Raw genomic sequence first — 26603 nt, 5'->3', positions numbered from 1 at the left:
CTGAAGGGAACAACTCGCGCATGGCTTTCGAACCGCCGCAGCGTCTGGTGAGAGCGCTCGGTGAGACGGCACCGAGCGGTGACGACTGGTTGGAGAAGCTGCCCGAGGTGGCCCAACAGGCCGTTGATCTACGCGAGTTGACCGCTGAACGGGTGCAGGTGCCCGGTGGGCGCAGCAGCCTGGTCGTGCTGGTGCGGCGGGACGACGGGACCCCTGCGGTGCTGAAACTGGCCCCGCGCCGGGCCCGGCCGGAGAGCGAGCGGGCCGCGCTCGCGCACTGGGGTGGGCGGGGGGCCGTTCAGCTGGTCGAGTCGGCTGCCGGTGAGGGTGTGCTTCTGCTGGAGCGGTTGCATCCGGATGTGTCGGTGCGGTCGTTGCCGGAGGCGAAGGCGTTGCTGGAGGCGGCGGGGGCGTTGCGGCGGCTGTGGGTGGAGCCGCCTGCGGATCATGTTTTCGAGACCGTGGCCGAGCGGACCGGTCGGCAGGCGGCGGCGATGCAGGGCGCGTCCGCGGAGGTGGCGCCCTTGGTGAACGCGGCTCTCGCAGCGCGTGAGGAGCTACTGGCCGCGCCGCCCGAGGTGCGGTTGCTGCACGGGACGTTCCGGCAGAGCAAGGTGCTGGCCGGTGACCGGGTGCCGTGGCTGGCCGTGGGGCCGGACCCGGTGGTCGGTGAGTGTGCGTTCGATCTGGCTCGGTTGGTGCGGGACCGGGTGGAGGACCTGATCGCCACGCCTTCGGGAGCCGCCACCACCCGACGGCGGATCAAGCGGCTCGCGGAGTCGCTGGAGGTGGATCAGGAACGGCTGCGTGGCTGGACGCTGTTCCGGGCGGTGGAGTCGGGGGTACGGGCGCGCCGCGTGGGACGGACGTCGGACGCCGAATTGCTGCTGGAGTTCGCGGGCTGGCTGTAGCCGCATCGCGGGCGGGGCCCGGGCGATCCCCGTGGCATGCCGCGGGCGGGGCGGCGCTCCCCTGCGGGAGGTCCTCGCAGGGGAGCGCCGTGGGTCCGGCCGACGTGCCTCCCGAGCCTGCCAACCGGAGCTTCGCGGGGCGGCCGGGAGGCCGTCCCGTGCCGTGTCAGCGCTCGGTCGGGGGCCGCGCCTGCGGCTGTTGTCGGACGGGGGCGGCGAACAGGGCTCCCTCCATGGCCAGCAGGCGGGTGTGACTGCGGATGTGGGCGGCCTGCTCCAGGGCGGCGGGGCCGTCCCGTCGCAGGTGGTGGACGGTGTGATCCACCCGTCGGACGTGCCCGAACAGCGGAAGGTCCCTCGGCAGCAGCCACCAGGACAACTGCCGGTCCCCGGCCACGAGGCTCAGCAGGTGCCTGCCGCCGACGGCCGGGCTGATGGCCGCGCTCGACGGGTGCAGCGCGGCCAGCCAGGCGAGGAGGTGCGCGCGCTCGAAGGAGACACGGGTCAGCTCCCGTTCGAAGGAGTCGGTGTGGCGCTGCCAGCGGGCCAGTTCCTTCCGGCAGCCGTCGAGGTCCACGGAGAGACGGTGGCTCAGGGCGGCCTCCTGCCGCAGGGCACGCCCGCGCGGCCTGAGCAGGCGGAGCAGGGCGGCCGTGCGGCCGACGGGCCGGGTGCCGCGAGCCTCCGAGCCGCCGGACACGGGCTCTTCGGGCAGGGGCATCGTCAAAGGTGCGGGCATGAGGTACTCCGGTGGCGGTGAACGAGGAATCACTCCCGGGGCGGACCGCTGCTCGTCCCGGCCGCGTCCCACAGGTGGTCGCGGGCTCGGGAGTCCTCGGTACGGCCGCGGGTGGAGCCGGTGCGTCGGTATGCGCTGGCGCTCCGCGCGTTGGCGAGGAGACAGGCCTCGTCGGGGGGCTCCCGCAGGCGCAGATGCCGTTGATATGCCGCCCGGGTGCCGCACGGGGCGAGCTGCCCTCGCGGCACACCGGCCGGGACGCGGGGTGCCGCGGGCTCGGCGGGCGGCAACGGATCCGCCTGACGCTCCAGGGCGTAGCGCTGAGCTCCGGTCAGACCGGCGATGACACCGTCGCGATGGCATTTCGGCAGTCCCTTCTCGCGTTTGAGCACGGCGGCCCGGCACTGGGCCAGTACGGGGCAGGCCGCGCAGATGGACACGGCCATGGACGAGGACCGGCGGGAGAACCAGAGCTCCGCGTCCTGGTGACGGCAGGCGGCTCTCGCCTCCCACGCCCGGGTGCCCTCCTCCGCCCCTCCCCCGGCGCCGGTCGGCCCCCTCGACCGACCGGCGCTCATCGGTCCGGCCCCTCCGGGCCCGCCGCACGTCCCGACGGCACGAGCGGTACGGGCCGTTGCGCCCAGGCCGGCCGGTGCCCCTGCTCCGGCAGCATCCGCGGTACGGCCGGTTCGGGCAGTGCCGCCGAGGTCCGCACCGGGCCGGCGGCCGGGCCTTCGCCGTCGGCCCGCTCCGGCGACAACGGCCCCAGGTATGCGGCCACATTGGCGAGGGAGCAGCGCTCGGGCCGGCCGTCGAGAGACATCAGGGGCATGCCGTCGCCGGTCCGGTAGCCCTGGAAGTACCAGACGTCCCCGTGTCCGTCGCACTGCGGCAGGGCCAGGTCATAGAGGGTCTCGCCGATCCGGAACGGACGCTGCTGCGCGCCCGCCGCCGGCTCCGGTGGTGCCGTGGGGGCGCCGAGGACCATCACCGTCACCCGGACGCCGTCGAGTTCTCCCTCGCCGGTCAGCGTGTGGGGCTCGGTCCGCTCGCCGACCACCGTGATGCCGAAGTACGAACGCCAGCGGGCCCATTGGGCGAGGTCGTCGATGCGGAGCAGCACCCGCACCCGGTCGCCCTCGACGCGGACGGCGTGCGGACCGGGGTGGCTGTCCAGGTACCGCTCGATGGTGCGGGCGGCATGACGTGCCCGCGCGCAGGAGGCGTCCCAGCTCATGGCCTGCCGCTCCAGTTCGGTGACCGGACGCGCGGCGCGGGCCCAGCCACCGTCCGGCGTCCGGCTCAGCACCACACCGAAGGAGCGTTCCGGGTCGACGAGGAGGCGGGCCGAGTCCAGCGCGTGCGCGAGGGCCACCGCCTGTTCGGTGCGGACGGTCGGCAGCGCCGTGCGGATCACGCGGGCGGCGTGGGGAAGGCTCCTGTTCACGCGCCCACCGCCGTCCAGCGCAGCTTGCGCAGCGCCCGGTGGGTCAGCGCCTTGACCGCGCCGACGCTCCGCCCCATCTCCAGGGCGGTCTCCTGCGGTGTCAGCTCGTGGAGGAAGCGCAGTTGCACACAGTGCCGCTGCTGGTCGTTGAGGGTGTGCAGGGCGGTACGCACCGTCTCGTGGGCCTCGACCGCCTCCAGCTCGCGCAGGGCGGGCGACTCCTGTCTGCGGCCGGGTGTCTGCACCTCCGGGAATTCCGCGACCGGGGTCTCCAGCCGGGTGCAGCCGCGGCCGAGTTCGTCCAGGTAGAGGTTTTTGGCGATGGTCATCAGCCAGGCTGCGAACGCCGTGCCCTGCCAGGTGAAGACGTCGATGCGGCGCAGTGCGCGGATGAACACCTCCTGGGTCAGGTCCTCGGCCAGGTGTCTGTTGCGCGTACGGATGAGCAGAAAGCCGTACACCAGGTGGTAGTGCTCGAAGTAGAGGGTGGCGAACGCCTCCCGGTCGCCGGCTCGGGCCCGGGCGACCAGCTCGGGCTCCGGACCGTCCGGTGCGGACGTGCCGTTGTTCGGTGCGAACACGATGGGTACTCCCGTCGACGTCTTTCGGGGTGTGGAGCGACGGCACCCCACATCTTCAATATTCATGTAGATGTAGATTATCTCGACGGTCGTGCGGCATGGACACCGCTGCACGACCCCACCGCCGAGCATCGGGGTCCGCCTCCGGAGATATCTACAGTCTTCACGTAGATGCATACAGTGTCAAGTTATGCACGGACCGCAAGGAGAGGGCTCACCCTCGCGGCAGGAGCGCGCGGGCGCACACCCGCACATTTACGGTGGAACAACCGCAATAGCGCTCCGGCGTGCACCAGAAGCCCGAATTGCCGGTCTGCGATCTACTTGCGCTTGTAGATAGCGATGCCGGATCCTCTGTTGCGTGACAAACCAGCAAAGCCGCCGAGGAGACGAAGAACCCGGCAACGATCCGACCCGTCAGGACGTAGACCTGACGGCTCTGCTCGAACGCCTCCTGGCGCAGGCCCCGGGAAAGACCCAGAAGGACCTGGCGTCGGCAGCGGGCATCTCGTACCCGACACTCAACGCGTGGATGAACCGGACCCGCGGCACCTCTCGCATCGACCCGGAGAAGCTGCGGGCCATGGTCGAGGTGTTCCGCGGCTGGGGCGTGCGGACGACGCCGCGCGAGTTCTTCGAAGCGGTGGGCCGCCCCGCGCCCGGGCCCAGCGCTGACGAGCGGGAGGCGCGACTCCTCAAGCTGTACCGGCAACTGCCGGAGGCACGTCAGCGCGCACTCATCAAGGACGCCGAGGCGATGCTCCAGGTCAGTCGCATCACATGAGGTCAGCGCCGTCCGCCCCGGCGCCTCGCGGCGATGCCGGCGCCCGGCGGACACGGCAAGGCGATACACCCCTCACGAGTGAATATGACCGAAACTCTCCCAGCCACCGACCGCCATGGATACCATCGGTCAACCGCTGACCTCCCGGAGCGGATCACTTGCGTCATCGTGCATCCCTGGGGAGACAGTTGTGTGCATCCACATTTCATTAGCGGACAATCTGTCCGAAATTGCGGCCTGGGACCCGGACGAGGTCATCATCCGTGTCGCCAAGGGCTTCCAGCCGAGTGACGTGCTCCGGGAAGTACGGGACATCCTGATGATCGACCTGGGTGCCCCCGCATCGCACGGCAGCCTCCTGCGATGCTTCTGCGGCATGCGGGTGGAACTCCCGCGCGAGCTGCTCCTGCGCGAGCTGGTCACCGCCGAGGTCTGCTGATTTCCCGTCAGCCTGTCGGCGTCTGAACCGGCGCCGGCGGCCCCAGGCTGTCACGGCCACCGGTTCCGACGGACGTCAGCCCGCCGGAACCGGCGTGAGTTTGAGGGCGAGGACGGGGCAGTCGGCGGCGGCTCTGCGGGCGCGCCTGACCGTACGGGCGGGGATGCGGGTGTCCCCGGCCAGGGGATAGCCCCACTCGTCCATGGTGAGGTGGTCCGGCAGCAGCTCCGCGCACAGGCCGTGGCCCTGGCACGCCGTCCAGTCGATGTCGAGCTGTTGGTCCATGTCAGCGGGCCTCGTTCGGGATCGGGAGGAAGGGGGTGCGGTCGCTCGCCGTGCACAAACCCCTTGCGTGGGCGTCGAGTTCGGCCGCGAACGTGGTCAACGCGCTGCGGACCAGGCGGACCGTGCCGTCGGGGTGGTGGCAGGCGCCTCGGCCCTCGACCAGGCCGGACCAACGGGCCACGTCCTGGCGGGTGTCGAACTGAGGGCCGGGGGCGGCCAGGGTGCGGAACGCGGAGGCTATGCGCGGGAGGCCGTTGAGGCAGGGGCCGCACTGGCCGGCCGACTGGAGCGCCAAGTAGCGCAGGACGCGGGCGGTTTCGGCCACTCCGCAGCGGTCTGCGGGGAGTGCGGCCAGGACGCCCGCCCCCAAGTACGTTGCATCCAGGGTGAGTTGGGCTGCTTCGGCGGCCGGGATCCACGTGCCGTGGTAGCCACCGACCAGGACCGCCGACATGCCTTGGAGGGGGAGCAGCCGGTCCAGCGGGAGGCCGAACGGGGCTTCCACGACCCGGACTTCGCGGCCCGGCACATGCAGGGTGCAGAGCGTGCTGCCGGGCTGGGTGGGGGTGCCCGCGCTGCGGAACCAGTCGGCGCCGTAGCGGGCGACCAGGGCGAGGTGGGCCAGGGTCTCGACGTTCTGGACGAGTGTGGGGGCCTTGCGCACCCCGCGTTCGCGGACCGGTGGACGCTGGTGGCGGGGCAGCGGGGCGTTCCCGGAGACGTACTGCGCGAGGGCCGAGGCCTGGCCGGAGAGGAAGCGTTTGGGGAGGCGGATCACCTTCACGTCCAGCGGGTCGTTTCGCCGGGACAGGGCCGACTCCAGGTAGGACGCGCCGTCCTCCACCGCCAGGTGGGCCTCCCCCGCGCCGACCGCCTTGGCCGCCAACTGCAGCCCGTCCAGGACCAGATGGGGTGACAGGCGGAGCAGGGTCTTGTCCTTGCGGCTGGCCGGTTCGCCCTCCGCGCCGTTCGCCACGACCACGGGGGCGCGGCCCGTGCGGCGGCTCGCGTCGGCCACCGCGACGAGCTTGCGGTACGTCGGGAACGCGGCGCCTCCGCGTCCGGTGAGGCCGGATTCGGCGACGGTTCTCAGGAGGGCGTCGGGATCGCCGTACGACAGTGGGCCGTAGCGCTGTTCGTGGGTGGCGAGGTCGGCCGCGGTGCCGCCGGGGGCGAGGAGGCGGGGGGACATGTAGACGTCGGCGAAGGCCGTGTTCGTGGTCGTGGTCATCAGCGGGCTCCTTCGGCTGTGCGGAGCAGGGCCGCGGGGGTGCGGCGGGCGGCGCGGGCGGAGTGGGCCGTGCGGACGGCGAAGGCGGCGACCACCGTGGCCACGCAGGAGACCGTCAGCCAGGTCATCCAGTCGGCGCCGGTGTCCGTGCCGATGCCGATGCCGTGGATCAGGGCGATGGGCCAGGAGGCGTAGGCCAGCCAGTGGACCGCCCGCCAGGTGCGGTGGCCGATGCGTTCGCGCAGGAGGCTGGTGATCAGGACCGCGAGCATCAGGTCGAGGGCGACCGTGCCGAGGCCCAGCCAGAGCGGCTGGTAGTCGGAGACGAAGGGGATCACCGCGTCCAGGACGGTGATGTTCACGTAGCCGTCGATCACCGCCACCGCGATGTGCAGGGCCAGGAACGCGGTCGCGGAGAGGGAGAGGGTGCGGTGGAGATTCACCGTGCCGAAGCGGGGCAGGCCGGGGAGCCGGGTGCGCAGGCGGACGGCGATGCCGAGCAGGACGACGACCGTGAACAGGACCAGGCAGACGGCTCCGGTGGCGCGGTTGGCGTACCAGAGGGTTTCGGAGCTCATGCGGCGGCCGCCAGGGAGGTGGGCCAGCCCGGGGTCGTGACGACCGTGCCGTCCTGGGCGACGAGGCGGGCCGGGAGGCCGAGGCGGGTCAGCCAGCGTTCGGCGCCCGCGCCCTTGACCAGGCAGGCCGTGCTGGCCGCGTTGGCGTCGGCGCAGGTGGCGGCCGCCACCGAGACCGTGCGCCAGGGGCTGCGGACGGGCAGGCCGGTGCGCGGGTCGACGATGTGGTGCAGTTCGTGGCCGCTGCGGCGCCAGTTGCGGGCGGACGTGCCCGAGGTGGCGAGGCCGCCGGAGCGCAGGCCGATCGTGGCGTACGTGCCGTGCGTGGGCGTCTCGTCGACGGAGCCGGTGATGTCCTGGACGCGGATGTTCCAGCCGCCGGCCGGGGGCTCCCCCGCGACGGCCGTGTCGCCGCCGAGGCTCACCAGGACTCCGCAGCCCGCCACTTGGGCGAGCATCGCGGCGGCCTTGTCGGCGGCCCAGGCCTTCGCCGTGGCGCCGAGGTCGAGGCGGACGCCGGCCGGGACGGTGACGGTGCCCGTCGTACGGTCGAGGTCGATCATGCGCCAGCCCGGGGCCCGTTTCACGGTGAGCCGGACCGGGCGGTCGTCCTCGCGGACGAGGGTGAAGTCGCGGTCGTAGCCGATGGCGTTCATCGCCGAGCCGACGGTCGGGTCGACCGCGCCGTCCGTCGCCTCGGCGGCGCGCAGGGCGACGGCGAGGGCCTCGGCGAGCAGGGGGCTGACGGTGACCGGGCGGCCCGACGAGGCGTCCAGGGCGGCCAGTTCGGAGTCGGTACGGAACCGGCTGCAGGCCGCGTCGACCTCGGCGAGGTGCCGGGCGAGGAGCAGGTTGCAGGAGTCCAGCAGGGCCGGGTCGGTGACGACCAGCCGGACGCCGGTGCCGAGGGCGCGCCAGTCGGCGGCGGCCGTCGTACGCAGGGTCGTTGTGGTCATCACGACGCTCCCGACGTGGAGTCGGTGGAGCCGCCGGAGGAGGACGAGACTCCGCTGGAGGACGCCTGGAGGTCCGAGGACGACGAGGACGACGAGGACGACGAGTTGTCCGAGGAGGAGCTGCTCGTCGAGTCCCCCGAGGAAGTGGAGGACGAGGAGGACGAGGACGAACCGGTGTCCGTGCTCGCCGTCGTCTCCGACTGCAACGTGCCGACCAGGGCGAACACCCCGGCCGCCGCCGCCAGCGTGACCGCTGCCGTGGCGGCCGCGATGCGCCGCTTGCCTCTGCGGACCGCCGCAGCGGCCCCACTCTCCTTGACTGTCATGACCGTTCCCCTCCGCAGTGACGCTCTGTCACGTACTACGGTCGGGGACCAGCCTGAGAGAAGTCTGTGAGGCGCCCATACGCCTGCGCAGAACTCCCTGAGAGATCTCTTACAGAGCGGGCTGCGCGGTCAGGCGCGCGATCGCCTCGTCGACAGTCAGCTCTTCACGCTCGCCGGTCCGGCGGTCCTTCAGCTCCAGGACGCCCTCGGCGGAACGGCGGCCCGCGACCAGGATCTTCGGTACGCCGATCAGCTCGGAGTCGGTGAACTTGACGCCCGGGGAGACCCCGGCGCGGTCGTCGACCAGGACGCGCAGACCGGCCGCGCGCAGCTTCTCCGAGACGTCCAGGGCGAGTTCGGTCTGGAGGGCCTTGCCCGCGGCGACCACATGGACGTCGGCCGGGGCGACCTCGGCGGGCCAGCACAGGCCCTTGTCGTCGGCGGTCTGCTCGGCGAGGGCGGCGACCGCGCGGGAGACACCGATGCCGTAGGAGCCCATGGTCACGCGGACCGGCTTGCCGTGCTGGCCGAGGACGTCGAGCTTGAGGGCATCGGCGTACTTGCGGCCGAGCTGGAAGATGTGGCCGATCTCGATGGCGCGGTCGAGCTTGAGGCCGGTTCCGCACTTGGGGCAGGGGTCGCCCTCGTTGACGACCACGACGTCGACGTACGCGTCGACCTCGAAGTCACGGCCCGCGACGACGTTCTTCGCGTGCGTGCCCTCCTTGTTGGCGCCCGTGATCCAGCTCGTGCCGGGAGCCACGCGCGGGTCGGCGATGTACGTGACCTTCTCGCCGAGGCCCTGCGGACCGACGTAGCCGCGCACCAGGTCGGGACGGCCGGTGAAGTCCTCCGCCGTCACCAACTCCACTGCGGCGGGGGCGAAATGGGCCTCCACCTTGTCCATGTCGACCTCACGGTCACCGGGCACTCCTACGGCCACGATCTCGCCGTCGACCTTCACGAGGAGGTTCTTGAGGGTCTCGGAGGCCGCTACGCCGAGGTGGGCGGCGAGGGTCTCGATGGTGGGGGTGTCGGGGGTGGGGATCTCTTCGAGCGCGGGCACGTCGGTCGCGTCCACGGACGTCAACTCATACGTGATCGCTTCGGTGTTGGCGGCGAAGTCGCAGTTCGGGCAGTCCGCGAAGGTGTCCTCGCCGGCCTCGGCCGGGGCGAGGAACTCCTCCGACTTGGAACCGCCCATCGCGCCCGCGGTCGCGGCGCAGATGCGGTAGTCGAGGCCCAGTCGCGCGAACACCTTCTGGTACGCCTGGCGGTGCAGGGCGTAGGAGTGGGCCAGGCCCTCGTCCTCGGTGTCGAAGGAGTACGAGTCCTTCATCAGGAACTCACGGCCGCGCAGGATGCCGGCCCGGGGGCGGGCCTCGTCGCGGTACTTGTGCTGGATCTGGTAGAGGATGACCGGCAGGTCCTTGTAGGAGGACGCCTGGTCCTTCACGATCAGCGTGAAGATCTCCTCGTGGGTGGGGCCGAGGAGGTAGTCGCCGCCCTTGCGGTCCTTGAGACGGAACAGCTCGGGGCCGTACTCGTCCCAGCGGCCGGTCGCCTCGTACGGCTCCCGGGGCAGGATCGCGGGAAGCAGCACCTCCTGGGCGCCGATCGCGTCCATCTCCTCACGGACGATCCGCTCGACGTTGGACAGCACCTTCTTGCCCAGGGGCAGCCAGGACCAGATACCGGCCGCCGTACGGCGGACGTAACCGGCCCGCACGAGCAGCTTGTGACTGAGGACCTCGGCGTCCGCCGGGTCGTCGCGCAGCGTCTTCGCCATCAACTGGGACATGCGCTGGACCGGTGCGTTCGCCATGGTTCCTGTACTCCTGCCGGGAAAGGGTGATGGCTAGGAGGTTAGCCGGGCTCGCTGTGCCGGTGGAAATCGGTTAACGACGGCGGAGCGGGAGTGGGGCGCCCATCACTGCGTACGGCTTCGGGGCGCTGGGGAACAGGACCTGTCGGGCGAGGTCCTCGTAGCCGAGGGAGCGGTAGAGGCCGCGGGCCGGGCTGTCGGTGTCGATCGCGGAGAGGATCGAGCGGGGTTCGGCCGCGGTGTCCGTGATCGTGGTGATCAGGGAACGGCCGACACCGCGGTTCTGGAAGTGCGGGTGGACGTGCAGCTCGGTGATCACGAAGGAGTCGTCGAGCCAGGTGTCGTGGCCGCCGGAGCGGAGGTACGGCTCCACGACCGTGGACCACCAGTGGGTGCGGTTGTTCGGCATGCCGTAGACGAAGCCTACGAGGCGCTCCGCTGAGGTGGCACCGAAAGCTCTTGCACCTGGGTAGGTCATGTGGCGCAGGACGATCTGGCGACGTACTGCCACCTCGTCCGCACCGAGACCGAAGGCGATGGCTTGGACTGCGAGGGCCTCGTCCACGCGGGCGGAAAGGTCCAGGGGGCCGATCACGACGTCTTCGGGGTGGCGGTGGCCGTGACCGGGAAATCGCATGTGGGGAGAGTACAGGGGGGTGGCTGTTGTCGTTCGGGTGCGGGCCGTGTGTGGCTGAGCGCGCCCACGCGGCGGAGCCGCACATCGAATACAGCCCCGCGCCCCTGAAAGCGCCTCAGAACAGGACGCTCATGAAGGCGCCGACCTCTTGGAAACCCACCCTCAAGTACGCCCTTCTCGCTGGGGTGTTGAAGTCGTTGACGTAGAGGCTGACGATCGGGGCCACGTCCGCGAGGGCGTAGCGCAGTACCGATGCCATCGCCGGGGCCGCCACACCCATCCCCCGGTACTCGGGGGCCACCCATACGCCCTGGATCTGGCATGCCTGCGGTGTCGCCGCGCCGATCTCGGCCTTGAAGACGACCTTGCCGTACTCGTCGAGGCGGGCGAACGAGCGGCCGGAGCCCACGAGTTCGGCCACTCGGGCCTGGTACAGGAGGCCGCCGTCGCCTGCCAGCGGGGAGACGCCGACCTCCTCGGTGAACATCGCCACGCACGCCGGCATGATCGTCTCCATCTCGTCCTTGCGGATGCGACGGACGTAGGGATCGGGAGCGATGTCGGTGGGCATGCGGTCGGCGACCATCAGGGGCTGGTGGGCGCGGACCTCGCGGGCCGGGCCCCAACTCGGTTCCAGCAGGCGCCACAACTGAGCGGTGGCCTCCGCGGGGCCGACGATCGAGGAGCAGCGGCGGCCCGCCCGGCGGGCCCGGTCCGCGAACGCGCGGATCGCCCGAGGGGTGGCGCAGATCGGGACGAGGTTGGCGCCCGCGTAGCAGAGGGACGTCAGCATGCCGTCCTCGTACCAGCCCCACATCTCACCGCCGAGGCGCCACGGGTCCAGGCCCGCGACCTGCACGCGCGAGGTCACGAAGGCGTTCGTGACCGGCTCGCGGTCCAGTACGGCGAGCGCGGCGTCCAGGTCGCTCGGTTCGAGCACCCGAGAGGTGGTCTGGGTCAACACGTACGGGACCTCACCCTGAGGGTCTGCTGATCTCCGCACTGTACCTGCGGAAGCTGAGCGGTGCCGCCTTGTGTCGGGGCTCGCTTCTCAGTGGGGGTGGGGAAAGTGGGTGTCTGGGGGCTGCCGCCCCCAGGCCCCCGCCATCGGCCTGGACGGCCTCGTCCTCAAGCGCCGGACGGGCTGTCAGTGCCAAGGCGCGCTACAAAGCGAACCGGTTCAGCCCGCCACCGCGACCGTCGGCTCCCCCGAAGCCACCCCGTCCGCCTCCATCTGCTCGGCGATCTTCATCGCTTCCTCGATGAGGGTCTCGACGATCTTCGACTCGGGGACGGTCTTGATGACCTCGCCCTTGACGAAGATCTGGCCCTTGCCGTTGCCGGAGGCGACGCCGAGGTCGGCCTCGCGGGCCTCGCCCGGACCGTTCACCACGCAGCCCATGACGGCCACGCGGAGCGGGACCTCCATGCCCTCCAGGCCCGCCGTGACCTCCTCGGCCAGCTTGTAGACGTCGACCTGGGCGCGACCGCAGGAGGGGCAGGAGACGATCTCCAGGCGGCGGGGCTTGAGGTTCAGGGACTCCAGGATCTGGAGGCCGACCTTGATCTCCTCCACCGGCGGGGCGGAGAGCGAGACGCGGATGGTGTCGCCGATGCCCTGCGAGAGGAGGGCGCCGAACGCGACCGCCGACTTGATCGTGCCCTGGAACGCCGGGCCGGCCTCCGTCACGCCGAGGTGCAGCGGGTAGTCGCACTGGGCGGCGAGCTGGCGGTACGCCTCGACCATCACGACCGGGTCGTTGTGCTTCACCGAGATCTTGATGTCCTGGAAGCCGTGCTCCTCGAAGAGGGACGCTTCCCAGAGGGCGGACTCGGCCAGCGCCTCGGGGGTCGCCTTGCCGTACTTCTTCAGCAGTCGGCTGTCCAGCGAGCCCGCGTTCACGCCGATGCGGATCGGGGTGCCGTGGTCCTTCGCGGCCCGCGCGATCTCCTTGACCTTGTCGTCGAACTGCTTGATGTTGCCGGGGTTCACGCGGACCGCCGCGCAGCCGGCCTCGATCGCGGCGAAGACGTACTTCGGCTGGAAGTGGATGTCCGCGATCACCGGGATCTGCGACTTGCGCGCGATCGTCGCGAGGGCGTCGGCGTCGTCCTGCGTGGGGCAGGCCACGCGGACGATCTGGCAGCCGGACGCGGTCAGCTCGGCGATCTGCTGGAGCGTGGCTCCGATGTCCGACGTACGGGTGGTCGTCATGGACTGCACGGACACCGGCGCGTCGCCGCCGACCGCCACGGATCCGACCTGGATCTGCCGGCTCTTGCGGCGCTCGGCGAGCCGGGTCGGAACGGACGGAATGCCGAGAGAAATCGCAGTCATCTGCTGTGCAACCCCAAGTCGTGGATCAAGGCCCCGGTCCCGGAACAACGGGCTCCAGGCTTCGAGATTACGTCAAGCGTGCGGGCCCGAGCACTCCCCCACCTCGAATGCACTCGGCGGGGGGACCCCCATCGCCCGTAAACCCACCCAATGGAGGGCGGCCCCACATCAAGGATGTGAGGCCGCCACAAACCACGGGTGACTAGGAGATTTTCACCGGGTTAACCACGTCCGCCACGAGGACGAGCAGGGTGAAGCAGACGAAGATCCCCGCCACGACATACGCGACCGGCATCAGCTTCGCCACGTCGAACGGGCCCGGGTCCGGGCGCTTGAGCACCTTCGCCAGGTTCCGGCGCAGCGCCTCCCACAGCGCGCCCGCGACATGGCCGCCGTCGAGCGGGAGCAGCGGGAGCATGTTGAAGAGGAACAGGGAGAGGTTGAAGCCCGCGACCAGCATGAGGGCCATGGCCAGCTGCTGGGTGGGCGGGATGTCGAGGGTGAAGATCTCGCCGCCTACGCGGGCCGCGCCGACCACGCCCATCGGGGAGTCGGCCTGGCGGGGGGCGCCGTCGAAGGCCGCGTTCCACAGGGCCGGGATCTTGCCGGGGAGTGCCGCGATGGAGTCGACGGCCTCGCCCATGCGGTCGGTCATCCAGGTGACCGAGTCGCCGAAGTCCTGGCGGACGATGCCGGTGGCCGCGCTGAAGCCGAGGAAGCCGGCGGTGACGTACTTGCCCTGGACGATCTGGCCGCTGGAGTCCTTCCGGGCGACCTGGTTGCTCGCGATCTTCGCGTGCAGGGTGATCTCCTGGCCCTTGCGCTCGACGACGATCGGGACCGTCTTGCCGGGGGCCGCTCGGATCAGGTCGGAGAGTTTGTTCCAGTCGGTCGTCTTGACGCCGTTGAAGCTGAGGATCTTGTCGCCCGCCTTGAGGCCGGCGGCGGCGGCCGGGGAGGCCGGGTCGGTCGACCTGCAGGTGTCGCGGTTCTGGCTCTGTGCGATCACGCACTGGGAGACCGAGCTGACCGTGTTGGTCTGCTGCGAGATCCCGAAGCCCATCAGGACGGTGAGGAAGAGCGCCACCGCCAGGATGAGGTTCATGAAGGGGCCCGCGAACATCACGATGACCCGTTTCCAGGGTTTGCGGGTGTAGAAGAGGCGGGTCTCGTCGCCGGGCTGGAGTTCCTCGAAGGCCGCCGAGCGGGCGTCCTCGATCATGCTGCGCCAGGGCGAGGTGGAGCGGGCGGTGATCCGGCCGTCGTCGCCGGGCGGGAACATGCCGATCATGCGGATGTAGCCGCCGAACGGGATCGCCTTGAACCCGTACTCGGTGTCGCCCTTCTTCCGGGACCAGATGGTCGGGCCGAAGCCGACCATGTACTGGGGCACCCGGATGCCGAAGAGCTTCGCCGTCGAGAGATGCCCCAGCTCGTGCCAGGCGATCGAGACCAGCAGGCCGACCGCGAAGACGACTATGCCGAGGATCATCATCAGGGCTGTCATGCACGCGCCTCCGCGTTCGCCGTGGTCGTCTGCGCTGTCAGTTCGCGGGCCCGGGCGCGTGCCCAGGTCTCCGCTTCGAGGACGTCCGGCACGGTGAGCGAGGTTCCCGTGGCCGGTGTCCCGTGTTCCTCGACCACCCTTGTCACCGTCTCCATGATTCCGTTGAACGGCAGCGCGCCCGCGCGGAACGCCTCCACGCACTCCTCGTTCGCCGCATTGAACACCGCCGGGGCCGTGCCCGCGAGCTGTCCCACATGCCGGGCGAGGCCGACGGAGGGGAACGCCTCGGTGTCGAGCGGGAAGAACTCCCAGGTCGAGGCCTTGCTCCAGTCGAACGCGGGCGCCGCGTCCGGGACCCGCTCGGGCCAGCCGAGCCCGATGGCGATGGGCCCGCGCATGTCGGGGGGCGTCGCCTGGGCAATCGTAGATCCGTCGTTGAATTCCACCATCGAGTGGACATACGACTGCGGGTGCACGACCACCTCAATGCGATCGAAGGGAATGTCGTACAGCAGGTGCGCCTCGATCACCTCCAGCCCCTTGTTCACCAAGGTCGCCGAGTTGATCGTGATCACCGGGCCCATCGCCCAGGTGGGGTGCGCGAGGGCGTCCTCGACGGTCACATTCGCCAATTCCGCCTTCGTACGGCCGCGGAAGGGGCCGCCGGACGCGGTGACGACGAGCTTGCGGACATCGGCGCGGGTACCGGCCGCGAGGGCCTGGAAGAGGGCCGCGTGCTCGGAGTCCACCGGGATGATCTGGCCGGGCTTCGCGAGGGCCTTCACCAGCGGGCCGCCGACGATGAGCGACTCCTTGTTGGCGAGCGCGAGGACGCGGCCCGCCTCCAGGGCGGCGAGGGTGGGCGCGAGGCCGATGGATCCGGTGATGCCGTTCAGCACGGTGTGGCAGTCGGAGGCGGCGACCTGCGTGGCCGCGTCCGGTCCGGCGAGGATCTCGGGGAGCGGTTCCCCGGTGCCGTACTGCGCCGCGAGCGCTTCACGCAGCGCCGGTACGGCGTCCTCGCGGGCGACCGCGACCGTCCGCACCCCGAGCCGGTACGCCTGCTCGGCGAGGAGTCCGACCCGGCCGCCGTTGGCGGAGAGTGCGGTGACCCGGAAACGGTCCGGGTTGCGCAGCACCAGGTCGATGGCCTGGGTGCCGATGGACCCGGTGGAGCCGAGGATCACCAGGGCCTTGGGACCGTCGCCCACGACGGGGTCGTAGACGAGATGTGGGTCGGCGAGGGGTGCTGGACTGTCGCTCATCCCTCCATTGTTGCCGCAACGGGTGGCCAGGTGGACAGCGGTTCCCTCGGGCGGGTGGCTTATCGGCTCTCGTCGGTGATTGAAGGGAAATCCCCCTTTGTGAATACGGCGTGAAGGTCATGTGATAACACTTCAGTCCTGCGCCGGTGGACGACCGGCCAGTGGACGACATCCTGGGGGATTCTCCATGCGGATACGCGCCGCTCTGCCCGCGCTCGCGGGCGCCGCGATACTCACCGGCACCTTGCTGAGCACCCCGGCCGAGGCCGCCGGCGGGGTCACGATCTACCACGTCTGGTTCGACAGCCCGGGCTCGGACAACCGGTCCAACACCAGCCTGAACGGCGAGTGGGTGCAGATCAAGAACACCAGCCGGTCGGCGATCTCGCTCAAGGGGTGGGTCCTCAAGGACGTCTCGAACCACCGCTACGTCTTCAAGAACATCAAGATCGGCGCCGGCAAGTACATCAAGGTGCACACCGGCAAGGGCACGGACACCGCGTCGAACACGTACCAGAACCGCGGTGCGTACGTCTGGAACAACACCAGCGACACGGCGACGCTGACCAGAGCGACCGGCAGCAAGGTCGACACCTGTTCGTGGACGACGCGGGATCCGAGCGACAAGTACTGCTGATCCGGGGCTAGTTGACGGTTCGGTGCACGTTGTCCACCTTGCTCGGACCGGCGGAGGCGTCGGCGATCCACGGGCCCTCGCCCGACGGGTCGACGATGCCCTCCTCCAGCCAGGTGTACGCGCCGCCCATGACTCCCTTGACCACCTTGCGGTCGAGGTCGTCGGTGTTGGTCCACAGCCGGCCGAAGAGTTCCTCGACGCGGATGCGGGACTGCTGGCAGAAGGCGTCGGCGAGTTGGTAGGCCTCGCGGCCGTGTTCGCCCTGGGTGCGCAGGAGTTCGGCCCGTACGCAGACCGCGCTCATCGCGAAGAGTTCCGCGCCGATGTCGACGATCCGGCCCAGGAAGCCCTGCTTGGTCTCCATCCGGCCCTGCCAGCGGGACATGGCGTAGAAGGTGGAGCGGGCCAGCTTGCGGGCGTTGCGCTCGACGTAGCGCAGGTGCTTGGAGAGGTCGATGCCGTGGCGGAACTCGCCGTAGGTGCCCGGGAGTTGGCCGTTGCCCGCGACCAGTTTCGGGAGCCACTTGGCGTAGAAGACACCCGCGTTGGCGCCCGCTTTCGCCTTGTCGGAAAGGGACTTGTCCGGGTCGATGAGGTCGCCGGCGACCGTGAGGTGGGCGTCGACGGCCTCGCGGGCGATGAGGAGATGCATGATCTCGGTCGAGCCCTCGAAGATGCGGTTGATCCGGAGGTCGCGCAGTACTTGTTCGGCGGGGACCGCCCTCTCGCCGCGGGCCGCGAGCGACTCGGCGGTCTCGAAGCCGCGGCCGCCGCGGATCTGGACCAGCTCGTCGGCCATCAGCCAGCCCATCTCGGAGGCGAAGAGCTTGGCGAGCGCGCCCTCGATGCGGATGTCGTTGCGGTCCTCGTCGGCCATCTGGCTGGATAGGTCGAGTACGGCCTCCAGGGCGAAGGTCGTCGCCGCGATGAACGAGATCTTCTTGCCCACGGCCTCGTGCTCGGCGATCGGCCTGCCCCACTGCTCACGGGCCGCCGACCACTCACGGGCGATCTTCAGACACCACTTGCCGGCCGCGACACAGGACGCGGGGAGCGAGAGGCGGCCGGTGTTGAGGGTGGTGAGGGCGATCTTGAGGCCCGCGCCCTCGGGGCCGATGCGGTTGGCGGCGGGAACCCGGACCTGGTGGAAGCGGGTGACGCCGTTCTCGATGCCGCGCAGGCCCATGAAGGCGTTGCGGTTCTCGACGGTGATGCCGGGCGAGTCGGCCTCCACGACGAACGCCGTGATGCCGCCCCTGCTGTCCTCGGTCTTCGGCACCCGGGCCATCACGACCAGCAGATCGGCGACCACGCCGTTGGTGGTCCAGAGCTTCACCCCGTCGAGGACGTACGCGTCCCCGTCCCGCACCGCGCTGGTCGCGAGCCGCGCCGGGTCGGAGCCCACGTCCGGCTCGGTGAGCAGGAAGGCGCTGATGTCGGTGCGGGCGCAGCGCGGCAGGAACTCGGCCTTCTGCTCGTCCGTGCCGAACAACTTCAGCGGCTGCGGTACGCCGATCGACTGATGCGCCGAGAGCAGCACGCCGACCGCCGGGCTGGCCGAGCCCGCGAGGGCCAGCGCCTTGTTGTAGTACACCTGGGTGAGGCCGAGGCCGCCGTACTTGGGGTCGATCTTCATGCCGAGGGCGCCGAGCTCCTTGAGGCCGGCGATGACCTCGTCGGGGATGCGGGCCTCGCGCTCGATGCGGGCGGCGTCGATCTCCGTCTCGCAGAAGACGCGCAGTTTGGCGAGGAACTCCTCGCCGCGCCGCACGTCCTCGTCGGGCGGGAGCGGGTGGGGGTGGATGAGGTCGAGCCGGAAGCGGCCGAGGAACAGTTCCTTGGCGAAGCTGGGCTTGCGCCAGTCCTGTTCCCGGGCGGCCTCCGCCACCTGCCGGGCTTCTCGCTCGGTGACGGTGGGTTTGCTGGGTGGAGCGGACATGAGGCTCACCTCGCCGCGAATCGGACCCTCGGCCCTCGGTGGTTACCGATGGGTGCTACCCGTTCGTATCTACCCGATCCGCCGCGAAGCGGCCACCCTTCGCGCGTCCGTTCAGCCGATGTCGACGGAGTACGCCTTTGTGTCAAGGCGCCCCGAGCCCTTGAAGACCTCGGTGCCGGACTCGATGCCGGAGAGGTACTTGTCGTTGCTCAGCAGCTTGCGCCGGACCAGGGCCTGGGTGAAGTCGTCGATGTTGAGGCTCGCCTTGGTGGTATTGGTGCGGCGGACGAAGGAGTACACGTTCCAGCCGATGTTGCCCTGGTAGATGTCCCACATCGCGCCGTCGAGGCTGACGCTGCCGTACTTGGTGCCGAGCGGGCCGGCCCCGCCCTGCCGGTTGAGCCAGATCATGATCTCGTCGGTGGGCTGGTCGGCCCAGTCGGCGGTGTTCTTGGAGTGCAGCCACAGGTCGTAGGCGACGTCGAGCGTGCCGGGGTTGCTGCTGAGCGAGAAGTCCCAGGTCGTCTTCACCGGCTTGCGGTCGCCGACCCGGATCGGGAGGCCGGTGGTCGCCTTGTCGACCTTCCAGCCCCAGTGCCAGCCGAGGACGGTACTCGCGTACGACTTCACGTCCGCGTCGGTGCCCTTGCCGTTGTTGGCCCAGCTGAAGGACGTGCCCCACGAAATGGTGGACCCCGCCTGGGAGTTGTCCCAGACGCACTGGCTTCCGGTGGCCTTGTCCTGGCCCCAGAGGTTGTTGTTCACGTAGTACTTGCCGAGCGTGACGGTGTCGAAGGCCCCGCACTTCTTGCTCGTCTCGCCCGCCTGCGCGACGGTCACACCGGCGAGCGCCGTGAGCGCGACCGAGGCGGCGGCCAGCACCTTCGCCTTCTTCGAGAGACGGGGTCTGCGGTGTTGCATCGGGGGTCCTTCCGGGGGACGGTTCGTCTACGGCCCGTCAGCGGCCGCTACGACCTCTCAGTGGCCGCCGGGCTGCCCGGAGGTTGCCTTCCGCGCGCGGGGAATCTCTTGCAGTCCGATGTTCGCAGAAAGTGTCGAAGCGCTTCGACAACCTATGGACACCCACACCGCCTGAAGCTAATGTCGAACCACCCTCACTCGCCCTTGTCAGCAACGCGCACTGTCGAAGCGCTTCACAAAGCTTGGAGAGCTGGATGGTCACCCTCGCCGAGGTCGCCCAGCACGCCGGAGTCTCGGCGAGCACGGTGAGCTATGTCCTCAGCGGCAAGCGGTCCATCTCCGGAGCCACCCGGCAGCGGGTCGAGCAGAGCATCCGCGAGCTGGGCTACCACCCGAACGCGGGCGCCCGCGCCCTGGCCAGCAGCAGGTCGAACATCATCGCGCTGATGGTGCCGCTGCGCACGGACATGTACGTACCGGTGATGATGGAGATCGCCATCGCCGTGGCGACCACCGCCCGGCTGCACGGCTACGACGTGCTGCTGCTCACCGGCGAGGAGGGCCCCGACGCGGTCCGCCGGGTCACCGGCAGCGGGCTCGCCGACGCGATGATCCTGATGGACGTCGAACTCGCCGACGAGCGGCTGCCGTTGCTGCGCGGCACCGACCAGCCCTCCGTACTCATCGGCCTTCCCGCCGACACCACCGGACTGACCTGTGTCGACCTCGACTTCGGGGCGACCGGCGCGCTGTGCGTCGAGCACCTCGCGAAGCTCGGTCACCACGACATCGCTGTCATCGGCGAGGCGCCCGCGGTCTATGAGCGGCACACCGGTTTCGCCGAGCGCACCCTCGACGGACTCCGGTCCCGCGCACGGGAGTTGGACCTCCGGGTGCTGCACCGGCCGTGCGAGGGCGGGTACGACGCGATGGCGGTGACACTGGCCCGGATCTTCGACGAGCGCCCCGGCACCACGGGCTTCGTCGTGCAGAACGAGTCGGCGGTCGAGCCGCTGCTCGCGCTGCTGCGCCAGCAGGGCCGGGCCGTGCCGGAGGACGTGTCGGTGGTCGCGGTCTGCCCCGACCAGGTCGCCACCCAGGCCTCGGTGCGGCTGACGTCCGTCGCCATCCCCGCGCAGGAGATGGGCCGTTACGCCGTGGAGCACCTGGTGGCCAAACTGGACGGCCGCGGCAGTGACGAAGTCGTGCTGATCGCACCGGAGTTGACGGTGCGGGCGAGTACGGGGCCGGCGCCGTCAGCTTCTTGACCAGCCACGCTCCACGTGTTTGTGCGGTTACCCCCTGCCTGCTTTCCTCCAGGAGCACTCCTCGTGAATCAGCCTGCCGTAATCCAGTCCGAGGTCAGTCTCGCGCAGTCCTCCCCCACCGTCGGAACGTTCCGTGAGAGGGACGGCGCGCTGGAGTGGAGCGGGCGTCAGGAGACCGTGCGGATCGAGCCCTGGGGTCCGGACGCGGTCCGGGTCCGGGCCCGGCTCGGCGGACCGATCCTCGACGGGCTCCCCGGTGCTCTTCTCGACGAACCTCCAGCCGCGGACGGCTCGGTCAAGATCGGCGACGGTGAAGCGCAGCTGACCGTCGGCGAGTTGACCGTCCTCATCGACGCCGAGGGCCTGATCCGCTTTCTGCGTACCGAGGACTCCGCCGAACTCCTCGCGGAGGCCCGCGCCCACTTCTGGTGGCCCGGCTCGCGGCTCTACACGGCGGTCGGCAACGGCCACCACCGCCTGGAGCAGCGCTTCGCCGCCTACGAGGACGAGAAGCTGTACGGCCTCGGGCAGCACCAGCACGGGCAGTTGGACCAGAAGGGGCTGGTCCTCGACCTGGTCCAGCGCAACGCCGAGGTCGGCATCCCGGTGCTCGTCTCCAGCCGTGGCTACACGCTGCTGTGGAACAACCCGGCGATCGGCCGGGTGGAGCTGGCCGGCAACGGCACACGCTGGGTGGCCGATTCGGCCCGGCAGATCGACTACTGGATCACCGCCGGCGATCCGGCCGACGGCCAGCGCCGCTACAGCGCGGTGACGGGCCGTACGCCGATGCTGCCGAAGTGGGCGGCGGGCTTCTGGCAGTGCAAGCTGCGCTACCGCACCCAGGCCGAACTCCTCGCCGTGGCACGGGAGTACAAGCGCCGAGAGTTGCCGTTGTCGGCAATCGTCTGCGACTTCTTCCACTGGACGCACCTGGGCGACTGGAAGTTCGACCCGGCGGAGTGGCCCGACCCGGCGGCCATGGTGCGTGAACTCGACGAGCTGGGCGTGAAGTTGGTGGTGAGCGTCTGGCCGTCGGTGTCGCCGCTGAGCGAGAACCACTCGGTGCTGGAGCAGCGCGGGTTCCTGATCGGCACGCAGTACGGGCCGATGGCCCACGCCGACTGGCCGGACAAGGGCGTCGCGTCGACCGTCCAGGTCGCCTTCTACGACGCCACCAACCCCGGGGCCCGCGAGTTCCTGTGGTCGAAAATCCGCGACAACTACCTTGTGCCGTACGGCATCACGGCTTTCTGGCTGGACGCCTGCGAGCCGGAGCTGAAGCCGGGCTTCCAGGAGAACCTGCGCTACTGGGCGGGCCCCGGCCTGGAGGTCGGCAACAGCTATCCGGCCGAGAACTCCCGCACGTTCCACGAAGGACTGCTGTCCGAGGGGGAATCGGAGATCATCACCCTCAACCGCTCGGCGTGGGCGGGCAGTCAGCGCTACGGCGCCGCGCTGTGGTCGGGTGACATCGGCACCGACTTCCCGACCCTGCGCCGTCAGATAGCGGCGGGCCTCAACACCGCACTGTCCGGCATCCCTTGGTGGAACACGGACATCGGCGGCTTCCACGGCGGCGACCCTGACGACCCGGCGTACCAGGAAGTCATGGTCCGCTGGTTTCAGTTCGGCGCACTGTCCCCGCTGATGCGCCTGCACGGCTTCCGCGACCCGGGCATGCCGCTCGGCCCCGACATGACGGGCGGCCCCAACGAGGTCTGGTCGTACGGCGATCGGGCCCTCCCCGTTCTGGAGAAGTACCTGCGGCTGCGCGAACGTCTGCGGCCCTACGTCCTCGATGTGATGCGGGCCGCGCACGAGGAGGGGCTGCCGGTGATGCGGCCGCTGTTCCTGGAGTTCCCCGCGGACCCGGCGGCCTGGTCGGTGGACGACGCGTATCTCTTCGGCCCCGACCTGCTGGTCGCCCCGGTCCTGACGGCGGGCGCGACGGCCCGTACGGCCTATCTACCGGCGGGCGCCTGGTGGACGGACGCGTGGACGGGCGAGACGTACGAGGGCGGCACGGCCGTGACGGTCGACGCCCCGCTGGACCGTATCCCGCTGTTCCTGCGGGACGGGGCGACGCTGCCGATCGCGGAGTAGCGAAGTGGTCTCCTCCGGAGGGGAGTTGGGCCTCTCCTCCGGGCGGCCCCGCCGGCCGTGACGCTTCCGTAGTGCGGAACTGTGGGCTCCGTCACAGCCGTGCCGATCTTGTTCTGGTGGACTCCTGGGATGGTCTTGCGCAAGCTCGCCGGGGCGGCGGGCCTGGCCGCGTTCGCCCTGTATCTGTGGGGTCTGCTCTACGTGCTGGGCGCACTCCTGCAGGCCGGGGACGGCGGCGCCGATTCCTCGCCGATACTGCCCTGTCGTACGACCAACGGACAGGAGGGCGGGCCGGAGGACCCCAGGGCCGCCCAAGTCGTGGACTACTCCGTGGACTTCGTCCCGCTCAGGTTCGTCTGCGAGACGACGGGCGGGGGAAGCTATGTCACCCGCACGGTTCCCGGATACGTCAACCCGGCCGTGGGCGGCCTCGTGCTCACGGCTCTCGGCTGCTGGGTCGCCGCGCTCGTCGTCGCGGAGCCGCCCGGCCCCCGCGGTGTGCGGGGACCGGGCGGCTGAGCGCGGTGCCGGGGTGGGTCAACTGCTGGTGACGCTCTCGCTGTTGGTGGTGAAGGCGAGGCCGCCGGACGAGGACGTGATCTCGAAGCCGAACTGCAGGTCCCCGATGGTCACATTGCCGAACCAGCCCTTGGTGTCCTTGATCCACTTGAGGATCGGCAGGATGTCGATCGTGCCGGACGAGGAGTTGGAGCTGCGCACGAACGAGAACACGTCGTTGCTGCCGTTGTTGCCCTTGTAGACGGTCCAGGTGGAACCGCCCAGCGTCAGACTGCCCTGTGAGGTGCCGAGCGGACCGACCGCGCCGGTCTTGTTGACCCAGAGCATGATCTCGTAGGCGTAGTTGGTGTCCCAGATGTCGTACGACGTGTTGTACGCGCCCGACGACGGGACCGTGACGTTGTAGCTGCTCTTGAGCGAAGCGAGCGAGGTGATCGACTTGCCGATCACCTTCTTGGCGTTGGGATAGGCCTTGATGCCGCCGGTGTTGGGGTGGTTGGCGGTAACTCCCCAGTTGGTACCGGAGTTGGCCCAGATGCACTGGGTGCCGGCGCCGGAGCCCCAGATGTCGTTGTAGAGCGTGTAGCCGTTCAGGGTCGTGCTGCCCCACTGGTCGCAGGAGCTCCAGACGGCGGCGGAGGCGGGGGCCGAGGCGAGGCCGACGGTGGCGCCGAGCGCGAGTGCGGGGGCCAGCAGGGCCATAACCAGCCTGCTGCGGGTGCGTGTTGCCATGGTGTCCCTTCCATGGGTGGGGGGAGTTGCGTGTGGCTACCGCGCCCCCAGGGTGAGGACGCGGTCTTCTCCGGCGACGAGTTCGAGCGGCTGAGTGCCGGAGGAAGTCCGCAGTTCGACGCGGTGGGTGCGGGAGGGGCGGAGGACCGCGACGGCCGAGTCCGGCGTCCAGGTCAGATCCAGCACCGCCCCGAACCTCGTACGTACGCCGGTGAGTTGGCCCTGCGGATACGCCGCCGGCAGCGCGGGCAGCAGGACCAGCCGGTCCGGCGTCGACTGCACCAGCGTCTCGATCAGCACACCGGGCAGGGTGTGTGCGGCGTCCGCGTTGTAGACATCGCGGTTCGGGTAGTGCGCGCTCATCAGCGAGACGTGGAAGAAGTCACCGTCGAGGACCTGGCCGAGGGCGTGCGCGACCCGTTCGCCGTCGCGGAGGCGGGCGGCGACGAGCGCGTGGTGGAGATGTCCGTGCGCCGAGTCGTTCTCGGCGCCCCGGAGTTGGAGGGCACGGTGGGCTGCGGCCGCGAGGCGCGGGGTGTCGTAGGGGTTGATCTCGTCGAGGGGCCAGACGCCGTAGAGGTGGCTGAGGTGGCGGTGGTCGTAGGTGTCGTCGAGACCGGGCCAGGCCCATTCGGCCAGCGCGCCTTCGGAGTTGACGCGGTGCGGCGGGAGCCGGTCGGCGAGGGCACGCCAGCGGTCGGCCTCCGGGGTGCCCGGATGGTAGTCGGCGGCGGTGCGCAGCGCGTGCCGGGCGGCGGAGAGGTCCATCGCCGCGTTGATGGCACCCCAACTGCCGTTCGCGGGACGGTTCTCGGGCGAGTAGGAGGGGACGAGGACCAGTTGACCGTGGGGGTCGGTGCGTTCGGTGCGTTCGGTGCGTTCGGTGCGCTTGCTCGTGAGGAAGTCCTCGTAGAACAGGGCGACTTCGGCGAGTGTGGCGGCGGTGCGCGGGTCTCGTTCACCGCGGGTCTCGTCGTGGTCGACGAGCGGCTTGAGCAGCCAGTCGGCGCCCGCGGTCCACAGGTGCAGCGGGTACTCACGGCTGAAGTGGTACGACAGCCCGGACTCGCCGTCGGTGTGCGCGGGCGCGACGACTCCCCGGGCGCCGAAGACGGCGCGGGCGTTCTCCCGCCAGTCGTCGAGCTGACGGTGGATCAGGGAGGCGAGGGCGTCGGTGACTTCGGGGAGGGCGGCGCTGGCGGCGGAGGCGGTCTGGAGGTTGAGGTTCGCGTCGTTGGTGAACGCCCCGGACCATGCCGTGTTCCAGTCGCCGGTCCACAGTCCGGTGAGGCGGGGCGGCAGCAGGCCGCTGGATGAGAGGAGGTGGTAGCGGCCGGCGGCGAAGAGGCGTTCCAGGAGGGCGGAGCTGGTGGGCCGCTTGAGCAACTCGGAGCCGGGGAGGGCGCGTTCGGTGGTGTCGGCGCGGAGGTCGAGGGTGACGCGGGCGTAGGCCGTGCGGTGGAGGGTGAGGTGCCGGTCGAGGAGGGTGTCGTAGGGCTGCCCTTCGTCGACCTGCCGTTCGTCGGGCAGCAGGGCGCGTAGGGCGCGGGTCTCCGCCGCGACGTCCAGTTCGCCGGTGTGGCGTCGTACGCGGGTGAGGAGCAGGACCTCGGTGGCGCCGGTGATACGAACTCCGGTCGGCGCGAGTCGAGTTGTGCCGCCGGTGACCACGGCCAGGGTCACCCCGGTGTAGGCGCGGTCGCTGTCGGGATAGCGGACACGCAGGTTGAGCAGGACGCCGTCGGAGGTGAGGAACGTACCGTGGCCGACGACCAACCCCGCCGGTGCGCCGGGGAGTTCGTGCTCCTGGGCGAGGTCGAGGGTGAGGTCGGCCGCGGTGACGTGCTGGACGATCACATCGTCGGCGCGGGAGACGAAGACGCGGCTGCGCCGGTCGCCGCGATGGGCGGTGACCTCACCGGTGGTGAAGTCGACGGAGCGGCGGTAGTCGCGTTCCGCGCCGGCGGTAGTCGGCCGTCCGCGCAGTCGGGTCTGAAAGGCCGGGTGGAAGGGCTGGACCCACTGGAGCGGACGCCCGTCCGTGAAGTCCTCGGCGGCGGTGAGATCACCGGCGAGCAACCGGTCCTGGAGCGCGGGGAGTTGGGCGGCGAGACGCGGGGGCCGGGCGTGCTCGGCGCCGTTCGGGCGGACGAGGGTGTGATGAGTGACGATGACCCGGTCATCATCCGGATCACCGAACACGAGGACGCCGTGCCGACCGTTACCACTGAGGTAGGCGTCCTCCCAGCGGGCGGCGGGGACGGGTTCCCAGGTGCCGTGGCGGGGGGTGGTGGTGGGTGTGGGGTCGGCGGACTCGCGTGTCTCGGGCACGGCTCCGCTGGACGCGTGCCCTTCGGGCGCGGCTCCGCCGGATCCGCGCGCCTCGGGCGTGGCTCCGCCCGGTCTGCGCGTCTCGGGCGCGGCTGCACTGGACGTGCGCGCTCCGGCCGCCGCTCCACCGGATCCGCGCGCCCCGGACCCGGCCTCACCGAACCCGCGCGCCTCGGGCACCGCTCCAACGGACCCGCGCGTCTCGGGCACCGCCCCACCGAATCCGCGTGCCTCGGGCACCGCCCCACCGGGCCTGTGTCCCTCGGGCGTGGGTCTGCCGGATCTGCATGTCTCGGGCACG

General features: G+C 70.4%; 26 protein-coding genes. 7 read left to right on the top strand and 19 right to left on the bottom strand.

What is annotated here, in order from left to right:
- The first annotated feature begins 20 nt into the window (after nt 1-20).
- On the top strand, nt 21-911 hold the full coding sequence (locus tag ACIBJH_RS15395; RefSeq protein WP_399117319.1) for an aminoglycoside phosphotransferase family protein: 891 nt from the start codon (nt 21-23) through the stop codon (nt 909-911).
- Between the two features lie 166 nt (nt 912-1077).
- Here the strand turns inward: ACIBJH_RS15395 and ACIBJH_RS15390 are convergent, their stop codons facing one another.
- From ACIBJH_RS15390 to ACIBJH_RS15375, 4 genes are read right to left on the bottom strand one after another with little or no spacing between them, the layout of a single operon-like run.
- Nucleotides 1078-1650 (bottom strand): hypothetical protein, encoded by a 573-nt coding sequence (locus ACIBJH_RS15390; protein WP_399117318.1) that lies wholly within the window; start codon nt 1648-1650, stop codon nt 1078-1080.
- A gap of 29 nt (nt 1651-1679) precedes the next feature.
- Complete coding sequence (locus tag ACIBJH_RS15385; RefSeq protein WP_399117317.1) at nt 1680-2228, bottom strand: WhiB family transcriptional regulator; 549 nt, start codon at nt 2226-2228, stop codon at nt 1680-1682.
- Nucleotides 2225-3097: a BN159_2729 family protein gene (locus tag ACIBJH_RS15380; RefSeq protein WP_399117316.1), complete on the bottom strand. Its 873-nt coding sequence runs from the start codon at nt 3095-3097 to the stop codon at nt 2225-2227. Before ACIBJH_RS15380 ends, ACIBJH_RS15385 begins: the two co-directional genes overlap by 4 nt.
- Nucleotides 3094-3678, bottom strand: a complete 585-nt coding sequence (locus ACIBJH_RS15375) for an RNA polymerase sigma factor (protein WP_399117315.1) — start codon at nt 3676-3678, stop codon at nt 3094-3096. The genes ACIBJH_RS15380 and ACIBJH_RS15375 overlap by 4 nt, the downstream gene beginning before the upstream one ends.
- 361 nt (nt 3679-4039) lie before the next feature.
- On the opposite strand from ACIBJH_RS15375, the gene ACIBJH_RS15370 reads away from it, so the two are divergent.
- A complete protein-coding gene (locus ACIBJH_RS15370; RefSeq protein WP_399117314.1) occupies nt 4040-4462 on the top strand; it encodes a helix-turn-helix domain-containing protein in 423 nt (140 codons plus the stop codon).
- A 190-nt stretch (nt 4463-4652) separates the two neighbouring features.
- On the top strand, nt 4653-4901 hold the full coding sequence (locus ACIBJH_RS15365; protein WP_399117313.1) for a hypothetical protein: 249 nt from the start codon (nt 4653-4655) through the stop codon (nt 4899-4901).
- A 75-nt stretch (nt 4902-4976) separates the two neighbouring features.
- Here ACIBJH_RS15365 and ACIBJH_RS15360 read toward each other — a convergent pair whose 3' ends face one another.
- The 11 genes from ACIBJH_RS15360 to dxr all read right to left on the bottom strand — a co-directional run bounded on the left by ACIBJH_RS15360 (nt 4977) and on the right by dxr (nt 15849).
- On the bottom strand, nt 4977-5186 hold the full coding sequence (locus ACIBJH_RS15360; protein WP_399117312.1) for a ferredoxin: 210 nt from the start codon (nt 5184-5186) through the stop codon (nt 4977-4979).
- Between the two features lies 1 nt (nt 5187).
- On the bottom strand, nt 5188-6417 hold the full coding sequence (locus tag ACIBJH_RS15355) for an NADH-ubiquinone oxidoreductase-F iron-sulfur binding region domain-containing protein (protein WP_399117311.1): 1230 nt from the start codon (nt 6415-6417) through the stop codon (nt 5188-5190).
- Entirely contained in the window at nt 6417-6995 is a 579-nt protein-coding gene (locus tag ACIBJH_RS15350; RefSeq protein ID WP_399117310.1) for a ferric reductase-like transmembrane domain-containing protein, read from the bottom strand. Before ACIBJH_RS15350 ends, ACIBJH_RS15355 begins: the two co-directional genes overlap by 1 nt.
- Nucleotides 6992-7951, bottom strand: a complete 960-nt coding sequence (locus ACIBJH_RS15345) for an FAD:protein FMN transferase (protein ID WP_399117309.1) — start codon at nt 7949-7951, stop codon at nt 6992-6994. The genes ACIBJH_RS15350 and ACIBJH_RS15345 overlap by 4 nt, the downstream gene beginning before the upstream one ends.
- On the bottom strand, nt 7951-8277 hold the full coding sequence (locus ACIBJH_RS15340; protein WP_399117308.1) for a hypothetical protein: 327 nt from the start codon (nt 8275-8277) through the stop codon (nt 7951-7953). The genes ACIBJH_RS15345 and ACIBJH_RS15340 overlap by 1 nt, the downstream gene beginning before the upstream one ends.
- A gap of 109 nt (nt 8278-8386) precedes the next feature.
- A complete protein-coding gene (locus ACIBJH_RS15335) occupies nt 8387-10102 on the bottom strand; it encodes a proline--tRNA ligase (RefSeq protein WP_399117307.1) in 1716 nt (571 codons plus the stop codon).
- Nucleotides 10103-10175: 73 nt separating this feature from the next.
- Nucleotides 10176-10739, bottom strand: a complete 564-nt coding sequence (locus ACIBJH_RS15330; RefSeq protein ID WP_399117306.1) for a GNAT family N-acetyltransferase — start codon at nt 10737-10739, stop codon at nt 10176-10178.
- Nucleotides 10740-10854: 115 nt separating this feature from the next.
- A complete protein-coding gene (locus ACIBJH_RS15325) occupies nt 10855-11703 on the bottom strand; it encodes a GNAT family N-acetyltransferase (RefSeq protein WP_399117305.1) in 849 nt (282 codons plus the stop codon).
- 216 nt (nt 11704-11919) lie between these two features.
- Nucleotides 11920-13077, bottom strand: a complete 1158-nt coding sequence (ispG, locus tag ACIBJH_RS15320; RefSeq protein ID WP_200714782.1) for a flavodoxin-dependent (E)-4-hydroxy-3-methylbut-2-enyl-diphosphate synthase — start codon at nt 13075-13077, stop codon at nt 11920-11922.
- A gap of 202 nt (nt 13078-13279) precedes the next feature.
- A complete protein-coding gene (locus ACIBJH_RS15315) occupies nt 13280-14572 on the bottom strand; it encodes a M50 family metallopeptidase (protein ID WP_399117378.1) in 1293 nt (430 codons plus the stop codon).
- Nucleotides 14573-14580: 8 nt separating this feature from the next.
- Nucleotides 14581-15849 (bottom strand): 1-deoxy-D-xylulose-5-phosphate reductoisomerase, encoded by a 1269-nt coding sequence (gene dxr, locus ACIBJH_RS15310; RefSeq protein WP_399117304.1) that lies wholly within the window; start codon nt 15847-15849, stop codon nt 14581-14583.
- Between the two features lie 187 nt (nt 15850-16036).
- On the opposite strand from dxr, the gene ACIBJH_RS15305 reads away from it, so the two are divergent.
- The gene (locus tag ACIBJH_RS15305) at nt 16037-16486 is read left to right on the top strand and encodes a lamin tail domain-containing protein (RefSeq protein WP_399117303.1); all 450 of its coding nucleotides are present in this window, start codon (nt 16037-16039) and stop codon (nt 16484-16486) included.
- 7 nt (nt 16487-16493) lie between these two features.
- Here the strand turns inward: ACIBJH_RS15305 and ACIBJH_RS15300 are convergent, their stop codons facing one another.
- Together ACIBJH_RS15300 and ACIBJH_RS15295 are read right to left on the bottom strand one after the other, a co-directional pair.
- A complete protein-coding gene (locus ACIBJH_RS15300; protein WP_399117302.1) occupies nt 16494-18425 on the bottom strand; it encodes an acyl-CoA dehydrogenase family protein in 1932 nt (643 codons plus the stop codon).
- A 111-nt stretch (nt 18426-18536) separates the two neighbouring features.
- On the bottom strand, nt 18537-19346 hold the full coding sequence (locus ACIBJH_RS15295; protein ID WP_399117301.1) for an endo-1,4-beta-glucanase: 810 nt from the start codon (nt 19344-19346) through the stop codon (nt 18537-18539).
- Between the two features lie 254 nt (nt 19347-19600).
- On the opposite strand from ACIBJH_RS15295, the gene ACIBJH_RS15290 reads away from it, so the two are divergent.
- The 3 genes from ACIBJH_RS15290 to ACIBJH_RS15280 all read left to right on the top strand — a co-directional run bounded on the left by ACIBJH_RS15290 (nt 19601) and on the right by ACIBJH_RS15280 (nt 23239).
- A complete protein-coding gene (locus ACIBJH_RS15290) occupies nt 19601-20614 on the top strand; it encodes a LacI family DNA-binding transcriptional regulator (RefSeq protein WP_019074791.1) in 1014 nt (337 codons plus the stop codon).
- A gap of 63 nt (nt 20615-20677) precedes the next feature.
- Nucleotides 20678-22720: a TIM-barrel domain-containing protein gene (locus tag ACIBJH_RS15285; protein ID WP_399117300.1), complete on the top strand. Its 2043-nt coding sequence runs from the start codon at nt 20678-20680 to the stop codon at nt 22718-22720.
- 129 nt (nt 22721-22849) lie between these two features.
- A complete protein-coding gene (locus ACIBJH_RS15280; protein WP_399117299.1) occupies nt 22850-23239 on the top strand; it encodes a hypothetical protein in 390 nt (129 codons plus the stop codon).
- A gap of 18 nt (nt 23240-23257) precedes the next feature.
- On the opposite strand, the gene ACIBJH_RS15275 is transcribed toward ACIBJH_RS15280, so the two are convergent.
- The gene (locus ACIBJH_RS15275) at nt 23258-23971 is read right to left on the bottom strand and encodes a hypothetical protein (RefSeq protein ID WP_399117298.1); all 714 of its coding nucleotides are present in this window, start codon (nt 23969-23971) and stop codon (nt 23258-23260) included.
- A gap of 36 nt (nt 23972-24007) precedes the next feature.
- Nucleotides 24008-26302 carry a glycosyl hydrolase family 95 catalytic domain-containing protein gene (locus tag ACIBJH_RS15270; protein WP_399117297.1) on the bottom strand — a complete coding sequence of 765 codons (2295 nt, stop codon included), beginning with the start codon at nt 26300-26302 and terminating at the stop codon, nt 24008-24010.
- Between the last annotated feature and the right edge of the window lie 301 nt (nt 26303-26603).

This window comes from Streptomyces sp. NPDC050548, assembly GCF_044457385.1.
Lineage (GTDB): Bacteria > Actinomycetota > Actinomycetes > Streptomycetales > Streptomycetaceae > Streptomyces.
Note: the sequence above shows the minus strand (reverse complement) of the source record. Positions and strands in the feature narration are given on the sequence as shown.